General features: G+C 70.2%; 16 protein-coding genes. 14 read left to right on the forward strand and 2 right to left on the reverse strand.

The annotated features are described in order from the left end of the window. Window positions 1-17: 17 nt before the first annotated feature. On the forward strand, window positions 18-1,154 hold the full coding sequence (locus ACGF5T_RS33600; RefSeq protein ID WP_366768203.1) for a hypothetical protein: 1,137 nt from the start codon (window positions 18-20) through the stop codon (window positions 1,152-1,154). 75 nt (window positions 1,155-1,229) lie between these two features. On the opposite strand, the gene ACGF5T_RS33605 is transcribed toward ACGF5T_RS33600, so the two are convergent. Then, window positions 1,230-2,294: an NlpC/P60 family protein gene (locus ACGF5T_RS33605; protein WP_366768204.1), complete on the reverse strand. Its 1,065-nt coding sequence runs from the start codon at window positions 2,292-2,294 to the stop codon at window positions 1,230-1,232. 516 nt (window positions 2,295-2,810) lie between these two features. Here ACGF5T_RS33605 and ACGF5T_RS33610 point away from each other — a divergent pair. From ACGF5T_RS33610 to ACGF5T_RS33650, 9 genes are all read left to right on the forward strand, one after another. Continuing rightward, a complete protein-coding gene (locus tag ACGF5T_RS33610; RefSeq protein WP_366768205.1) occupies window positions 2,811-3,287 on the forward strand; it encodes a hypothetical protein in 477 nt (158 codons plus the stop codon). After that, on the forward strand, window positions 3,284-3,562 hold the full coding sequence (locus ACGF5T_RS33615) for a hypothetical protein (protein WP_102910685.1): 279 nt from the start codon (window positions 3,284-3,286) through the stop codon (window positions 3,560-3,562). Before ACGF5T_RS33610 ends, ACGF5T_RS33615 begins: the two co-directional genes overlap by 4 nt. A gap of 10 nt (window positions 3,563-3,572) precedes the next feature. Beyond that, complete coding sequence (locus tag ACGF5T_RS33620) at window positions 3,573-4,370, forward strand: hypothetical protein (protein WP_366768207.1); 798 nt, start codon at window positions 3,573-3,575, stop codon at window positions 4,368-4,370. Next, window positions 4,343-5,896, forward strand: coding sequence for a hypothetical protein (locus ACGF5T_RS33625; protein WP_366768208.1), 1,554 nt, complete (start codon window positions 4,343-4,345; stop codon window positions 5,894-5,896). The genes ACGF5T_RS33620 and ACGF5T_RS33625 overlap by 28 nt, the downstream gene beginning before the upstream one ends. After that, on the forward strand, window positions 5,893-7,344 hold the full coding sequence (locus ACGF5T_RS33630) for an SCO6880 family protein (protein ID WP_366768209.1): 1,452 nt from the start codon (window positions 5,893-5,895) through the stop codon (window positions 7,342-7,344). Before ACGF5T_RS33625 ends, ACGF5T_RS33630 begins: the two co-directional genes overlap by 4 nt. A gap of 2 nt (window positions 7,345-7,346) precedes the next feature. Continuing rightward, a complete protein-coding gene (locus ACGF5T_RS33635; protein ID WP_366768210.1) occupies window positions 7,347-8,936 on the forward strand; it encodes an ATP-binding protein in 1,590 nt (529 codons plus the stop codon). Next, window positions 8,936-10,681, forward strand: coding sequence for a TraM recognition domain-containing protein (locus ACGF5T_RS33640; protein ID WP_366768211.1), 1,746 nt, complete (start codon window positions 8,936-8,938; stop codon window positions 10,679-10,681). The genes ACGF5T_RS33635 and ACGF5T_RS33640 overlap by 1 nt, the downstream gene beginning before the upstream one ends. After that, entirely contained in the window at window positions 10,671-11,264 is a 594-nt protein-coding gene (locus ACGF5T_RS33645; protein ID WP_366768212.1) for a DUF4913 domain-containing protein, read from the forward strand. Before ACGF5T_RS33640 ends, ACGF5T_RS33645 begins: the two co-directional genes overlap by 11 nt. Window positions 11,265-11,363: 99 nt before the next feature. Then, the gene (locus tag ACGF5T_RS33650) at window positions 11,364-11,684 is read left to right on the forward strand and encodes a hypothetical protein (RefSeq protein WP_366768213.1); all 321 of its coding nucleotides are present in this window, start codon (window positions 11,364-11,366) and stop codon (window positions 11,682-11,684) included. Between the two features lie 59 nt (window positions 11,685-11,743). Here the strand turns inward: ACGF5T_RS33650 and ACGF5T_RS33655 are convergent, their stop codons facing one another. Next, window positions 11,744-11,935 carry a DUF397 domain-containing protein gene (locus ACGF5T_RS33655; protein ID WP_366768214.1) on the reverse strand — a complete coding sequence of 64 codons (192 nt, stop codon included), beginning with the start codon at window positions 11,933-11,935 and terminating at the stop codon, window positions 11,744-11,746. A gap of 94 nt (window positions 11,936-12,029) precedes the next feature. On the opposite strand from ACGF5T_RS33655, the gene ACGF5T_RS33660 reads away from it, so the two are divergent. The 4 genes from ACGF5T_RS33660 to ACGF5T_RS33675 all read left to right on the forward strand — a co-directional run bounded on the left by ACGF5T_RS33660 (window position 12,030) and on the right by ACGF5T_RS33675 (window position 15,116). Beyond that, the gene (locus ACGF5T_RS33660) at window positions 12,030-12,305 is read left to right on the forward strand and encodes a hypothetical protein (RefSeq protein WP_366768215.1); all 276 of its coding nucleotides are present in this window, start codon (window positions 12,030-12,032) and stop codon (window positions 12,303-12,305) included. Continuing rightward, on the forward strand, window positions 12,295-13,335 hold the full coding sequence (locus tag ACGF5T_RS33665) for a zeta toxin family protein (protein ID WP_366768216.1): 1,041 nt from the start codon (window positions 12,295-12,297) through the stop codon (window positions 13,333-13,335). The genes ACGF5T_RS33660 and ACGF5T_RS33665 overlap by 11 nt, the downstream gene beginning before the upstream one ends. Before the next feature lie 460 nt (window positions 13,336-13,795). Further along, window positions 13,796-14,152: a hypothetical protein gene (locus ACGF5T_RS33670; protein ID WP_366768217.1), complete on the forward strand. Its 357-nt coding sequence runs from the start codon at window positions 13,796-13,798 to the stop codon at window positions 14,150-14,152. Then, window positions 14,145-15,116 carry a recombinase family protein gene (locus tag ACGF5T_RS33675; RefSeq protein ID WP_366768218.1) on the forward strand — a complete coding sequence of 324 codons (972 nt, stop codon included), beginning with the start codon at window positions 14,145-14,147 and terminating at the stop codon, window positions 15,114-15,116. Before ACGF5T_RS33670 ends, ACGF5T_RS33675 begins: the two co-directional genes overlap by 8 nt. Window positions 15,117-15,152 lie beyond the last annotated feature (36 nt).

Consider the following 15,152-nt stretch of genomic DNA (forward strand, 5'->3'; position numbering starts at 1 on the left):
CGAGGGGAGAGCGCGAAATGACAACACCGACACCAGAGGAGCGCGCGGGGGAGGCGTTCGCGGAGTCCGCCGCCGAGGCGGTGCAGACCGCGGTCATGGCGGCGCGTTTGGTCATGGCCATCGCGGACGCTGCACGGCGCCACCAGCAGCGCAAGCAGAAGGGAAAGGAGGACGACCTTCCGGCCACCGAGGAGGCGGTGAACGAGGTCGGCAAGGACGTTCAGCGACTGCTTTCTCCGGACGTCTCCACCGCGCTGATGAAGGAGGCGGACTGGCCACAGCTCGCGCAGCAGCTGCTCGCCCTGCGTAAGGCAGGCGTCGACCTGGACCAGGTCTTGCCGCGCGTCGGCGAGATCGCGGTGAACGTGCGCGACCAGGTCGCGGCGAAGGCCTCGGAGACCACCGATCAGTGGGTCCGGGTGGTGCGCGAGACACTGCCGGCGGGACCCGTGCGCGAGGCGATCCTGACCTCCCCGGCCTGGCCGGAGATGGCCGCGACGATGGCCCGGCTGGAGGAGAAGGGCGTCAACGTGCGCGAGGTCCTGGCCTCCGCGCACAACGAGGTCCTGGCCGTCGACCAGGCGGTGGCGAAGGGACTCGGGGCGGCCGCCGAACCGGCGATGAGCCGGGACGCCCAACTGTCGTACGGGCCACTGACGACGGGGCTGGACCTCCCCCGGGATCTCGACCTGTCCGACCGCGAGCGGGCGTTCGCGCAGCTGGCCATCTCGCCACAGGAGAACGAGCGGTACACCCGGTGGGTGCGCGAGGCGATGCCCGGGCTGGAACGGGAGGCGGACCTGTTGGTGTCCTCCCGCCAGTGGCCCCTGGTGGCCCGCCGGATGGCCCAGATGGAGACCGACGGCAAGCCGGTGCGTGAGCACCTGGCCCGTCTGGCGAAGGACACGTCGTGGCAGGAGGGGCCCGCATCACAGCTCGGGAAACGGCTGGTGCTGGCCGCCGGTGACGCCCTGCGGGGTCCTGCCGGGGACGCGGCGGCGGAGTCGCGGGTGAAGGTGAACACCACGGCGGCGAGGGCAACGTCGACGAGCCTGGACCCTACTAGGGCGGGGAAGGCCGCGGCGCCCTCGGAGGCCGGGGTGGCCGCACACCGTCAGCCCGCTCCCGCTCCGACGCGCGGCAAGTCGAAGTAGCCGCGCCCCTCGCACGCGCGTGTGCCGCAGGCCGATATCGGCCTGCGGCACACGCTGGGATGGTGGGCATTAGCGTCAGGGGCGGGTGGCGCCGTAGTAGTCGCGGTCAGGCATGGCCGAGGTCAGCGGCACGACTTCCACGTTCTTGCCGGTGCGGGGTGCATGGAGGACGTTGCCGTCTCCCGCGTACAGGGCGACGTGATAGATCGCGCCGGAGCCGCCGTGGGACCAGAACAGCAAGTCGCCGGGCTTGAGGTTCTGCCTGGAGACGGCGCGGTCGCTGGTGGCGCCGTATTGGGCGGCTGCGGTGCGCGGGAGCTTCACGTCTGGCCAGTAGGCGTACAGCACGAGGGAGGAGCAGTCGAAGCCGACGGTGTCGTCGGCGACGCAGGTGCCGTTGCGGTATCCGCTGCCTGCGCTGCAGAACCCGAGCGTGGGGCCGTGCGCGCTGCCGCCGCCCCAGGAGTAGGGCGTGCCCAGACGCGTGGCCGCCTTGCGCAGTGCCTTCGCGCCCGTACCGGACCCGGAGACCTGCAACAGTCCGGGCCCCTCGAAACGCTTCATGGTGCTGAGGATGATCTGCACGTAGTTGTACGTCTCTCCGCCTGCAAAGGACTTCGGGGGCACGCCGCCGTACTGCTCGACGCGGCCCCAGCCAGCGTTGTAGCCGGCGAGGGCCAAGGCCCGCACATCTCCGGGGTAGCCCGACCCCTCCGCCTTCTTGAGCAGGGAGCACATCATCCGGCCCTGCGCCATGACGGCGTCGCCGATGTCCCAGGGGGAGGCCTCCCCGTTGCCGTCGTCGTCCCTGCCCCAGGTCGCCCAGGTGCCGGGCATGAACTGTGCCGGGCCCTGGGCGCCGGCGTGGCTGGTGGCCTCCGTGCGGCTGGTCTTGAACTTGCTCTCCTGGTAGAGCTGCGCGGCGAGCAGCGAGGGGACCATCGCCGGTTGTTTGCAGGCCGCGTCTGCTTTGAGGATCCATTCGCGGAACTCCGCGGGCACACCTTGCAGGCCGCCGCCCCCGTCAGTCGTTTCAGTGGCTTCGGCAGCCTCGTCGGCGATCACTAACCCCACGATCCCGAGGGTCACCACCAGGACGAGGCCTATCACCGCGGCGGCAGCCGTAACGAGCACCTTCACGCGCTATCCCCCCGTGTGCTTGCTCTCTCTTCGCTGTTGTGTTCCGGTTGCGTGACTGTCCGCCGTACTAGATCACGAGTTGCTCGGCGGGTGCGCCTGGATTGGCGTAGGGCCGGGCCATGCCCGCGATCACGCTTCGCGTAGGGTCTGTGACAGCCTCGCGCGAGGGGATTTCGCGCAGGGAAAGCCTTCCATTCCGCCGCATGCAGCGGAATGGAGGGGCGTCCGCGCGGGGTCTCTTGGCGACTCGGGGGTGTGGCTGATGAGTGCTGGCATTGCGCCGCGGGAAATGGCGGGAACGCCGACAGGGAACCGGTCGGTCGACCCTTTTAGGAAACTGCTCCATTGGGGGCAAAGTCCGCGCTGTCCCGCGTTCTTGTAGAGCCACACCTGTGACCTGACCTCCGGCTATGCGAAAACCCCACCCGTGTCTGACAGAGGGTCACGCTAGCCTCAGTGGTCCCAAGAAGCCCAATATCGCGACTTTGAACTCAGGCACACAGGGGGAGTTGTGGCGTGACCACCCAACCGGTGATGACAACCCCGGGCGCCGGCACACCGGTTGCGCTCCGGTACGGGCTGATGCCCGTCGATGGAAACGGCATTGCAGTGGCGACGGTTGCCGCCATGCTCGACAACGACTCCGGCGGCGTCGCTGCGCGTGTCCTGGCGCCGGGGGAGGTCCTGCCCTATGGCACGGTCCCGGTGTTGGTGACCGACACGACCGTGTACGGGGTGCAACGCCTGGAGGAGACCCTCATGCGCTGGGGGCCGCTGCCGAAGCCCTGGCTGGTGTGGGTGGCCGACGCCCCGACGCGTCCGGTGGCCGACGCCCGCTTCACCATCCGGGCCCTCGAAGGGCGTCTGGCCGGGGTGGCGCGACTGCCGTACCTGCCTGTCCTGCGAGCGGTGAAAGGGCCCGACGAGGCCCTGGAGTACAAGGACGTCCAGACCGCGGCCGCACGGCTGCGACGCGAGATCGAAGGGAAATGACTGACATGGCGAACCTGGCGGCGCTCATCCCGGGCGCGAAGCCGACCCCCATCCCGGGGATGAACGGCCCGGTGGCCGAGATCTTCGGATACGGCCTGTGGCTGCTCATCCTGGCCGGAGTCGGCGGCGTGGGCTTCGGCGTCTACAAGCTGGCCGTATCGGACAAGTCCCGCAACGGCGGCGGCAGCGAGCCGTTCAAGTGGATGGGGGGCGGGCTGGCCGCAGTGATCTTGTCCAGCTCGCTCATCGCCATCCTCAACGGCATCGCGGGCTGAGGCGGCGGACATGGGACGCACCAGGGGAACGTGGAACACCAAGGGGAACTGGTTCGCGGGCGCCGCGCTCGCGGCCGTGCTTGCCCTGACGGGCTACGCCGTGCTCAACGGCGGCGATGAGGACACGGACACGAGCAAAGGCGGATCGACCCCGAGCGCGTCCGTGTCCGCCTCGCCCCGTCCGTCGGCGACGTACGCACAACCGGACGACTGGACCGAGCCGAGCAGGTGGAGCGCGCTTCCGCGGGGGAAGCGCACCAACGAGCGCGGCAGCCAGCTCGGCTTCCCGCACACCACCGAGGGCGCCGTAGCGATGGCGGCGGCCGCCAACACGGTCAGCATCGAGGCCGACCGCGACACCGTCGACGAGCAGCTGCGCATCTACCACTCGTACGTCTCCAAGACCGACCGAAGCGACGAGAACGCCGAGAAGATCGAGCTGGCCGCGATCGAGACCGACAAGTCCCTGCACAAGCAGATGAACGCCCCCGTCGGCGAACCGCTGCCCTCCGGGGCTTACATGCGCAGCAGCGTGGTCGGCTACAAGGTCGTCCGCGAGTCGGACGACGAGGTCAGCGTGTGGCTGCTGTCCCGGGCGGCACAGAAGGCGGGCGAGACGGCGAAAGAGTCCGTCGACTACACCCGCATCCTGAACGGCGTGGTGTGGGAAGACGGCGACTGGAAGCTGTCCGGCACGGCCACCCAGCGCGCCCTGCCGGACGCCCAGAAGGACGAGCCGAAGATCGTGGCGCCGGGAGATGCCGCCTTCAACTCGGCCGGGTGGACAGCCATCCGGGAGGCATCGTGATCAGGCGCCGTCTGGCTGCCTTGCTGCTGGCGCTCGTGGCGGTGCTCGGGGTGTCGGTGTCCGCGCCGCAGCCCGCCCGGGCGGACGGGCCGATCGGCGGCGGGATAGAAGCCTCCTGCCGGATCATCACCGGGCCCATCCTCGGCACGATCATGCCCGGTGGCGGCCAGGCCCCCGGGCGCCCGGGAAGCCTGACCGGCGCCGACGCGTGCGACGCCATCGGCAAGGTCGGAGAGGAGAAGGTCAAAGAAGCCTGGAAAGCTGTGTGGGACTCCGTCCTCGGCGACGTCATCAGGTCCGCTATGGACGTCACCAAGTGGATCATTAAGAAGACGCTGACCTTCGCCCTGCTCGGTCCCTCCGTGGACCTGGAAGGCACCGGACTGTGGGGCGGCAAAGCCACCCTCGCGGGCATGCTGACCTGGCTAGGGCTGGTGATCGCCGTGGCCGGGGTGATCTGGAACTTGGGCAAGATGGCGCTCACCGGACAGGCCAAGCATGCCGGGCGGGCGATGACCGGATGGGTGGAGAACTTCTTCCTGTCCTTCCTCGGGGTGAGCCTGTTCGCGCTGCTGCTCGTCCTCGGGGACGCGCTGAGCGCGGGCCTGGTCAACGCCACGTTCGCCGACGACGGGCAGGCCTACGAGCGCATCGTCGCCGTGATGCTGCCCGTCGCCATCACCAACCCCATCACCGTGCTGTGCGTGGTCGCGGCGCTGTTGTTGATCGGGTTCATCCAGATGGTCATGATCTTCCTGCGGCAGTCCGCCATCCCCATCATCTGCCTGCTGCTGCCCGTGGCCGGCGGCGGCCGCACCGGCGGTGAAGCCACCCGCAAGTGGGCGCCGACCCTGCTCACCACCGGCATGGTCATCGTCGCGTACAAGCCCATCGTCGCCGTCATCATCTGCACCGGTTTTGCGGAGTTCGGGCATTCGAAGACACTCGTCGAGTGGCTGCGCGGCTTCGCAACTCTCGTTCTTGCGGTAGTGGCGCCGGGGCCGCTCACCAAGATCTTCGCCCCCTTCGGGGCGGCGGTCGGCGCCGGAATGGGCGCGGGCGGAGCCAGTGGCGCGCTGTCGGCGGCCGCGGGCTACCTGGGCGGTAAGAGCACGGACAGCGGTGGCGACAACGGTGGCGACGCGGGCAGCGGTCCGACCGACGCCGTGTCCCACGCCCAATTCGTTGAGCAGAGCATGGGCAGCCAGGGCCAGCGTGGCGACGGCAGCTCCGGGGAGGACAGCGGGGCGGGCGGCGACGCCCAGGCGCAGGCCGCCCGCAACGAGGCCGGAGCCCGCGTGCCCGGCCAGGCCGGAGCCGAGGGCGTTGCAGGCGCCGACGCGGCGGCGGCCGGTGCCTCGAGTAGCGCGGCGGGCACTGGCACGGCGGCAGCAGGTGCCGCAGGTACGGCGGGCACGGCCGCAGCCGGTGCGGGCGCGGTCGGTGTCGGTATTCAGGTCCTGGACGGCGTCAACGACGCCATCCAGGGTGCGAGTGGACAAGTGGGCGGGGGAGAGCAGCAGTGACAGCCCATGAAGTGCCCAAGACCCTGATGGTCGAAGGCTTTAGGGCCCGCCGCAGTTTCGGCTTCGGCGGGCTGTCGCGGAGCGCGACAATGATCGCGGCCGCGGTGCTGACGGCGGACGGCCTGATCGCCACGCAGATGCCGCTGTCGCTGCTGGTCACCCTGCCGGTGACGGCCGCCTTCTTCGGACTGGCCGCCGCCCGCCGCCACGGCATGTCCGCGCTGTCGTACTACTGGGCCAAGTTCGCCTGGAAGCGGGCGGCACGCGTCGACGCCACCTCCTACCGGCGGCTGCTGCTGCCGCATCCGTACGCCCTGGACCTCCCAGGCGTCGGCGCGAGCAGCACCCTGATCAAGGCACACGACCCCACCACCAGCCGGGCCGTCGGCGTCGTTCACGACCGGGCGACCGGCTACATGACCATCACCACGCTCCTCGCGCCGGGCGGCAGCCTCATGGCGCCCACCGGCGCGGTGCAGAGCAGCCTGCGCACCTGGTCGTCCGTACTGGATGCGATGAGCACCGACGAGCAGGTCAAGGGCGCGAGCGTGACCATCCAGATCACGCCCGGCGCCGGGGAGGCGCTCGGGGACGACGTGAAGGCCCGCAAGGACCCGAACGCGCCGCAGCTGGCGAAGCAGGTCATCGACGAGCTGGTGCGCACGACCCCGCACGCCACCGCGAGTGTGGCGCCGTGGATGAGCGTCACCGTGGACCCGGCCGCCTCCGCCAACCCGCCGGCGGACCTCGCCGAGCAGGTCGCCGAGGCGCTTCGGGTGGTCGACTCCCTGGACCTGTCCGGCACCGGCACGGACATCGAGCGCAGGGCGACCGACGTCGACCTGCGCCGGATCGTCCGCAGCGCCTACGACCCCGAAGTCTTCAACGCCCGCGACAAGGAGTTCGAGGAACTGTCGTGGTCGGAGTGCGGGCCGCAGGCCGCCGACGACGACTGGGAGACCTACGCGCACGACGGCGGGGTGTCCGTCAGCTGGGTGCTGCGCGAGATGCCGCGCCGCCCCATCCCCTACTCCGTGCTGCTGCCGCTGCTTGCCCCAGGCCGCTACCAGCGGCGCATCACCATCGCCTACCGCGTGCTCGACCCGATGGAGGGCGAGGCGGTGCTGGAGCGCGAGATCTCCCACGCCCATCAAAGGGCGCAGGCGACCGCCGAGGTCAAAGGCCGCGCCAAGTACAGCCAGCGGGCGGACGCCCAGCGGGCGGAGAAAGCCGCCGCCCAGGTCGCCGGAGGCGCCCAAGTGGTCGACTGGACGCTCATGGTGACCGCCACAGCCCGCAGCACCGCCGACCTGCCCGCCGCCCGCCAGGAACTGGCCCGCGCGGTCAAGGCCACCCGAGGTATCCGCATGCGCAGCGCCTACGGCGCTCAGGCCGCCGTGTTCGCTGCCGGGCTGCCGATCGGCTACAACCCTCTGGTGGTGGACTGACGATGGCACGCAAGTCCAAGCCAGTGCCGGTGACCACCCCCAAGCGCGTGGTCAAGGTGGTTGAGCAGGGTCCGACCCGTGAGGAGCGGCGGGCCGCGAGGAAGCTCAAGGGGCGTTTCGCCCCGCGGCTGGGATGGGGCGGGCGTTTCGGCGGCCGTGTCCCGGTCGAGGACTCCGGCACCGTCTACACCGGTCCGACCAGCCAGGCGGGTGGCATCTACCCGTGGCTGCTCGGCAGCGGCCTGCCGCCGCGCGGTGTGCCGGTCGGCCGGGACCTGCTGACCGGTGAGTTGGTGTGCATCGACCCCAGCGGGTGGACGGGCAAGTTGGTGACCAACCCGGGTGTGTGGGTCATGTCCCAGCCGGGTGCGGGCAAGTCCGCGCTGGTCAAGCGCATGTGCATGGTCTACTCGGCGTACGGCTTCATGAGCGTGGTGCCCGGTGACGTCAAGGGCGAGTACAGCGACATGATCCGCGAGCTCGGCGGATCCGTGGTCCGGATCGGCGACGGCATCGGCCGCCTGAACCCGCTGGACTCCGGCCCGCTCAAGGGGCGCGTGCAGTCGCTGACGGCGGAGCGGCGCGAGGCCCTGCTCGACGTCCTCAACGGCCGGCGCCTGGAGACGCTGGTCGCCCTGCTGTCCACCAAGCACGGACTGGGCCGGGCCCCCAACGAGATCGAGCGCAGCGCGCTGGACACGGCCGTCCAGGTCGCCTCCGCCGCACAGGAGTCGGGCAGCGACCCGGTCGTCGCCGACGTCGTGCAGGTGCTGCGCGCGGCGCCCGAGGAGCTACGGACCAAACTCGCCGCCGACGGCGAGCGCTACCAGGACCTGACCCGCAGCGTCATCGCCGGACTCGACAACCTCATCGGCGGCCCGCTCAAGGGCCTCTTCGACGGGCCCACGACCACGCCCCTGGACATCTCCGCCCCCGCGGTCTCGGTGGACATCTCCGCCCTGCGGGCGCGCGGCAACGACGTCGTTTCGGCCGGAATGATCGCCACCTGGGCCTACACCTACTCCGCGATCGACTCCGCCCGCAGCATCGGGCTGATGGACCGCTCCCTGGTGCTGCCGATGGACGAGATGTGGCGGGCCCTGCGTTCCGGCCCCGGACTCGTGGACGCGATGGACGCCATCAGCCGCCTGAACCGGACCACGAACGACGTGACGATCTACGTCACCCACTCGCTGCTCGACGTCGAGGCCCTGCCGACGGAGACCGACCGCGCCAAGGCGCGCGGCCTGATGGACCGGTGCGACACGTGGGTGATCGGCGCCTCCTCCGAGGAGGAGCTGCGGCGGGTGACCGGCAAGAGGTCCCTCACCGAGCAGGAGCGCATGATGATCGGCTCATGGTCCTCGGCGACCAGCACCGGGCTCGACATCGACCCCACCTACGACGACGCCGACGGCACCGCCCCGGTCGAGGAGGAGGGCGCCCGGCACCCGGGCCGCGGCAAGTACCTCATCAAGATCGGCACCCGGCCCGGGATCGCGTCCGCGCTGGAGCTGACCTCAACAGAGCTGCGTCTGTACCGCACGGACAACAACCGCCGCCGGATGACCGCCACGGGAGGTGGAAGCTGATGATGACGGAGAACGACCGCGCATGGGCCGCCGGGGGCATCCTCCTCGGAGGCGCCGTGACGCTGTCGGTGTCGACGTGGTCCGGCGCGGCCGCCGGCGCCGTGCTGACCGGCGACGACGCCGCCCCGTTCCCCACCTCCCTGGTCGGCGCCTTCCAGATGGTCACCGACTGGTCCGCGGCCTGGCCGCACTCGCAGACCGCGTCCATCGTCGGCGCCACCGTGGCCGACCTGGCCGTCGTCGTCTTCCTCGTGTGGGGCCTGCGCTGGACCTTCCGGTGGTTCAGGAACCCCTCCAGCCTGGCGACGCTGCACCAGGTGCGCGAGCTGACGCCGAAGCACGCGGCCCGCACCGCGACCCGCCTACGGGCCTCACTGAAGGAGGCCAAGCCCTCCCAGCTTCCGGCCCGTGACCGGGGCGTGCTCCTCGGAGACCACATGCCATCGGGCATCGAGCTGCGGGGCAGCGACGAGGACACCTACGTCGCCATCATGGCGCCCCGCGCAGGCAAGTCCACGTCCCTGGCCATCCCAGTGGCGGAAGAGGCGCCTGGCGCGCTGCTGATGACCAGCAACAAGGCCGACGTGTACGCGGCGACCCTCGCGAGCCGGGCGAAGGTCGGACACCCCTGGATTCTCGACACCCAGGGCGTGGCCCAAGCCGAGCGCCAGATGTGGTGGGACATGATCGCCCAGGCGGAGACGCTGGAGGGCGCTGAACGTCTGGCCTCCCACTTCGTCAACCAGATCACCTCGGAGCAAGCCGATCCCTTCTGGAGCCAAGCGGCGGGCGACCTCTTGGTGGGCCTGTTCCGGGCCGCGTACTGGGAGGGCGGCAGCGTCCGGGACGTCATGAAATGGCTGTCGGACCCGAAGGAGAAAGCGCCGCTGCGCGTCCTGTACGCCAACGAGCCGGTGCTCGCCGAGCAGGTGGACAGCTCCATCAACATCGCCGAAGAGACCCAGAGCGGGATCTATCAGAACGCCCGCACGGCCGTCAGCGCACTGCGTGACGAGAAGGTGCTCGCGTGGGTCACCCCGGACAAGCACCACCCCCGGTTCGACCCCGAGGAATTCGCCCTCAGTAAGGACACCCTCTACCTGCTGTCGAAGAAGGGCGGCCCCGCCTCCGCCGTGGTGGCCGCCCTGGCGGACGCCGTGTTCACCGCCGGCGCCGAGGCGGGCGAACGCCACGGCGGCCGCCTGCCTGAGCCGATGCGCGCCGTCCTGGACGAGGCCGCCAACATCTGCCGGATCGCCGACCTGCCCGACCTGTACTCGCACCTCGGCTCCCGCGGGATCACCCCGTTCGTGATCCTCCAGAGCTACCGGCAGGGTGTGAAGGCGTGGGGCGAGGTCGGCATGGACTCCATGTGGAGCGCGGCCACTAAAAAGGTCATCGGCGTCGGCCTGGACGACGCCAAGTTCGCCCAGGACGTGTCCACGCTGACCGGCGCGCACTACGTCGAGCGCGGCTCGTACTCCAAGTCCAAGGACGGCCACAGCCGCAGCTGGTCCGAGCAGCGCGAGCAGGTGCTGGACCCGGCCGAGATCCGCGCCATGAAGAAGGGCACGGCCCTGCTGCTGGCCACCGGCATGCCAGTCGCGCAGATCAGCTTGCGTCCCTGGTACGCGGAGCGGCTGATGGCGCACATCGGCCCGCAGATGAGGGCGGAGGAGCAGGCCATCACCAAGCGCGCGGTCGCCGCGTACGAGGAGCGGAAGGCGGCACGCAGTGGCCGGTGACCCCGACGACGTCCCGGAGTTGGACGTGCCGGTCGGCATGTTCGAGGACATCGAGGACCTCAAGGCCCAGGTCGCCTACCTGACGGCCCTGGTCAAGACGCTCACCGGCGGCGGGGACGGCGAACCGGGCGGGGCCCTCGCCGACGAGGAGGAGCTGGCCGGCGCGGAGGCCGCCGAGCAGGGCCCGGAGGAGGAGTGGCAGTACCCGCCGTTCATTTTGTTGCTCGATTCGCCGCAGTACGACGACGAGCTGCGGGCCCTGATCGAGTGGGTCGAGGGCGTTCTCGTGCCCGGCTACCTCGGCGAGCCCAGCGCCGACGCCCGCTGGTGCCACCTCTGGTTCGAGCACCCCGTCGCCGTCGCCCGCCTGCACGCCTGTTGGCTGGCCTGGCAGGAACTCACGGACCCCGCGACCTGCGGCTATACCGGCCCCTCCGTGTGGCACCGCGACCACCTGGACCCCGCCCTGCGAGAACTGCGCGCACCTACGGGCCCATTTCAGGGCTGCACCAAGGGCGAGCACCAGATCAACCATCGCCTGCCCGGCCTCGTACCCAGCGCCTGGCGTCACGAGAACCCCTGACCAAGGAGGCCGCTGTGCTCTGTGGATACGAAGCCCGCGCCGTATGGGCCGACCTGTACCGCTTGGTCCCACGGCTCATCACCTCTGCCGGAGCCGGTCGTGGATGACCTCGGCGCCGTTCGAGCACAGGAGTACCAGAAGACGTACAACGAGCTGCTCGACGTGGCCACCCGTCTGGACACGCTGCGCCGCCTGGAAGGGAACGCCGTCGATGCCCACGCCACCGCCGCCATGCACGCTCTCCGGTTCGCCGCCACGATCCTCTGGCCGACCGTTCCCGACATGCCCCCGCCCGGCTTCCGGCACGACAGCGAATGGCAAGTCCAACTGATCGCCAGGTGGCGCGAGGCAGCCCTTGAGGACGGTGAGTTCGCTCCCCAACGCCCCGACCTGTGGATCGTCCGGGGCGACCAGCAGTGAAGGACTGACCGCCGACGGCAGGACGGGCGGAACGTAACCTGCGCGGCGGCCGGCGCTGGCTACGCGTTGGAGTGGCTGGCCAGGAAGGTGCGCCAGGAAGCGGCAGAGACGGTCACCGGACGCAGGGAGCGGTCCTTGGAGTCCCGGATCAGCAAAGCCTCACTGGCGGCCGTCACCCGGACCTCCACGCAAGCGTCCTCGAAGTCGCCGCTGTAACTGCTCTTGTGCCATCCGGCGGAAGGAAGCGGCATGGAGGGTTCCTCCTGGAACGAAGAAGCATCAGGAAACGATCACCAACGTCTGCGCCTGGAAGTCTAGGAGAGCAGGCCGTTCAAAGGATTTCGGATGATGGAGAACAGTGCACGGCCGCAGTGGACAGCAGCCGAGATGGACGCCTACGAGCGGGCGCATGCCCTCCTCAATGCAGTGATCGCCGCCTACAGCGGACGTATCGGCTCGGCGCCGACTTCGCAGGCGGCTCAGGCTCTGCGCCAGGAGCGCGCCCCCCTGTTGGCGGAACGCGACACCCTGACCGCCAGCGACAGCACACGGATCGAAGAGATCATCCAAGAGATGCCTTCCCGGCTCGCAGCGCTGCGCGAAGGCGGCAATGATGAGTGACACGGCTGAGAAGGGCCCGCCCCGGCGGCTGTCAGACGAGCAGATCGACGAGATCTTCCAGGAGGACGTACGGCCGGGCCTAGCCCGATACGCCTCGCAAGACACCCCGCGGATGGTCATTCTGGGTGGCCCCCAGGGCTCCAGGAAGACGACGCTGCGTCCGCTGGTCGCCGAACAACTGGGCCTGACGGACACCGTGTACTTCGACGGCGACGACCACTACGCCTTCCACCCGCACTACGACGCACTCGCCCGAGAGCACGGCGTACTGACGGCCGCAGACCTGTGCCGCAAGGACATCGAAGCCCTTCGAGCCAAGATCCTGGACGAGGTGCAGGGCCGACAGCTGAACATCCTGTTCGTCGGTCCCTACACCCACGAGGAATACACCCTCAACCGAGTGGCCGACTTCCAAACCCACGGCTACGGCGTCGAACTGGCCTACACCGCGCTGCACCAGGCGCTCTCCGAGATCGGAGTCATGGACCGCCACCGGCAAGCCCTCGCAGACGGCCCGGGTTACAGCTTCCTCGTCTCCACGGACCTGCAGCAGCGAGTCTTCGACGGCGTGCCCAAAATCATGACCACCGTCGAGAAGCGCGGCCTGGCCGACGCGCTGCACGTCGTCGACGCAACCGGAATCGTCTTCAGCAAGTACCTGGACGCCGACGGTGGCTGGGTCCCGACGCGGCCCGCACGCGAAGTGGTCGAAGAAACCCGGAGTCAGCCCTGGAGCCCTGCCGTGCGGCAAGACTTCCTGCGCCGGCGGGACGCCGTAGCAACCCCCGCGGGGGAGAGTGCCGAGGAATGGGCAAAGCGCCTGGCGCGGGTCGACCAGTTCGCCGCACCGATGCTCGGAGCGACCGGCAGGGCAACACGTCCCAGTGCGCAGGCTGCACGCAAGCGTTCCACCACCCTCCCTTCACCCACTGCTCGGAAGAGTCCCGCAGAGTCCCCACCGGCCCAGCAAAGCGCCCCGCCCCGCGCCGCCGGGCAGGAAAGCAGTTCCGGCCGGAGCCGCCGTCGGTGAGAGGGCGCCGAATCCAGGACCGGAGACTTCAGAGGCCCGCCGGGCCTCGGCGCGGCGGAGCCGGTCCTGTAGTGGCGCGCCGCGCAGGGCTGACGAGGTGCCCGCGGGAATCGTGTGGCTGATGGCCCGGCGCGCACCGGCCGAAGCGGCCCGAGTCCTCGCCGCGCCGGGCGGTGCTACGTCGCGGGTCACCGTGATGAGCCAGGAGTCTCTCAGTCCGGGACCGGCGGACGCGACATGCGGACGGATGTCGATCCGTTCCAGAGGGGAGGCGTAATCGGTCGTCTGCGCCTCCCTTGGTGCCGATTGGATGATCCAATCGGCGACCAGCGGAAACGCGGCTCCGATCCAATCGGTACCGCAAGGTAATTACGCCTCCCCTTTTCGCCCCCCTAGGGTGGTCCGTAGGGCAACCGGTGCCGTCCTGGCGCTGGTTCGCGACGAACGGAAGAGGCATCGGATGGCGCTGCTCAAGCAGGTCGACCGGCAGGACAACGAGATCCCCTACAGCGATGCGGACCGACTCCGGTACGAACAGCGGGTCGCGCGCGTACGGAGGGAGGTCGCCGAGATCCGGTCCGCGGTCGAGGGCATCCAGGCGACCGGCGGCGCCTTCCATTCCGAGGTCGCGGACTTCCTGACCTCGGAGGCCCGGATGCTGGAGGGTGCCAACGAGGTGGACGGCGGAGTCGAACTCCAGCCGCAGGACGACACGGCGGAGCGGCCGACCTGGGGCACCACGACCGCCCGGCGGGCCCTCCTGATCGCACGCGCGTGGCACCGCGACCACCAGGGTGAGGCGGACGGCCGTGACTGACCGGCTGTACCTGCGCCACAGCACGGACAAGCAGACCAACGCCCGTCAGCGGCACGCACTCGGCAAGTTCATCGACGGCGGCGCCCCCGTGTACGAGGACCCGGCGACCTCCAGCCGTCTTCACCCGCTGAAGCGGCCGGGCTTTGTGCAGCTGCTCGATAAGGCGGCGGTCGGCGACGTCGTACGTCTTGCGGACGCGGCCCGCCTGTTCCGCTCGGTCCAGGACGTACTCGATGTCCGCGACGTTCTGCGGCGTCGAGGCCTGCACCTGCGGATCGCCTCCGGCGCGTGGGCGGGGATGGACCTCACTTCGGAGGACCCGATGACGAAGCTGTTCGTCACGATGCTCGCCGGAGTGCTGGAGTTCCAGCGGGACATGATCAGCGAGAACACCCGGGACGGCGTCGCCGCCGCACGCGCGGGGGGTAAGACCCTCGGGCGCCCGGCCGCGTTCGACGAGGACACGGCCGCCGCCGTGGTGAAGGCCTTCCAGGAGAAGGGGACGGCGGTGAAGGCGCTGGCCCGGCAGTACGACGTCGACCCCAAGACGATCCGCCGCGCCCTGGACGCGGCAGGGGCGCGTGGCGTGCCCGAGGACCTCGGGGAGCTGCTGGGGGAGGAGCTGGACGGCGAGGAGAGCCCGGAGCCGGAGGCCCGCGCGGCCGCGGACCCGGTCGTGAGTATCGACGTGCCCGGCCTGCTCGTGGAGCACCTGCAGAACGCGGACGACGTCGCGCTCCGGGACGCGCTGAGCGGCGGCCGGACCATCCGCCGGGGTCAGGGCTACTCGCTGCGGGTGGCCGCACCGCTCGGTGTCCACCGGGCGGCCCTGGAGGCGTGCGCCGCGCTCGCGGCCGACGGGGCTTCCCCGGCCGGGCGGAAGGCTTACCGGGTATACGCCGAACGCGTCGAAGCCGCCCCAGCAGTACGGGGGATGACCGCTGGGGCGGCCCTGTCAGCGTAGGCGCTGACCGGCAGCACCAGGGCCCGGACCGCCGAC

The sequence above is a fragment of the Streptomyces sp. NPDC047853 genome, from assembly GCF_043204535.1.
GTDB lineage: Bacteria > Actinomycetota > Actinomycetes > Streptomycetales > Streptomycetaceae > Streptomyces.

Coding starts and splice junctions, on each gene's coding strand:
- ACGF5T_RS33635 (WP_366768210.1), top strand. CDS start 7,347: ATGGCACGCAAGTCCAAGCCAGTGCCGGTGACCACCCCCAAGCGCGTG.
- ACGF5T_RS33640 (WP_366768211.1), top strand. CDS start 8,936: ATGATGACGGAGAACGACCGCGCATGGGCCGCCGGGGGCATCCTCCTC.
- ACGF5T_RS33665 (WP_366768216.1), top strand. CDS start 12,295: ATGATGAGTGACACGGCTGAGAAGGGCCCGCCCCGGCGGCTGTCAGAC.
- ACGF5T_RS33615 (WP_102910685.1), top strand. CDS start 3,284: ATGACTGACATGGCGAACCTGGCGGCGCTCATCCCGGGCGCGAAGCCG.
- ACGF5T_RS33655 (WP_366768214.1), bottom strand. CDS start 11,935: ATGCCGCTTCCTTCCGCCGGATGGCACAAGAGCAGTTACAGCGGCGAC.
- ACGF5T_RS33620 (WP_366768207.1), top strand. CDS start 3,573: ATGGGACGCACCAGGGGAACGTGGAACACCAAGGGGAACTGGTTCGCG.
- ACGF5T_RS33670 (WP_366768217.1), top strand. CDS start 13,796: ATGGCGCTGCTCAAGCAGGTCGACCGGCAGGACAACGAGATCCCCTAC.
- ACGF5T_RS33600 (WP_366768203.1), top strand. CDS start 18: ATGACAACACCGACACCAGAGGAGCGCGCGGGGGAGGCGTTCGCGGAG.
- ACGF5T_RS33660 (WP_366768215.1), top strand. CDS start 12,030: ATGATGGAGAACAGTGCACGGCCGCAGTGGACAGCAGCCGAGATGGAC.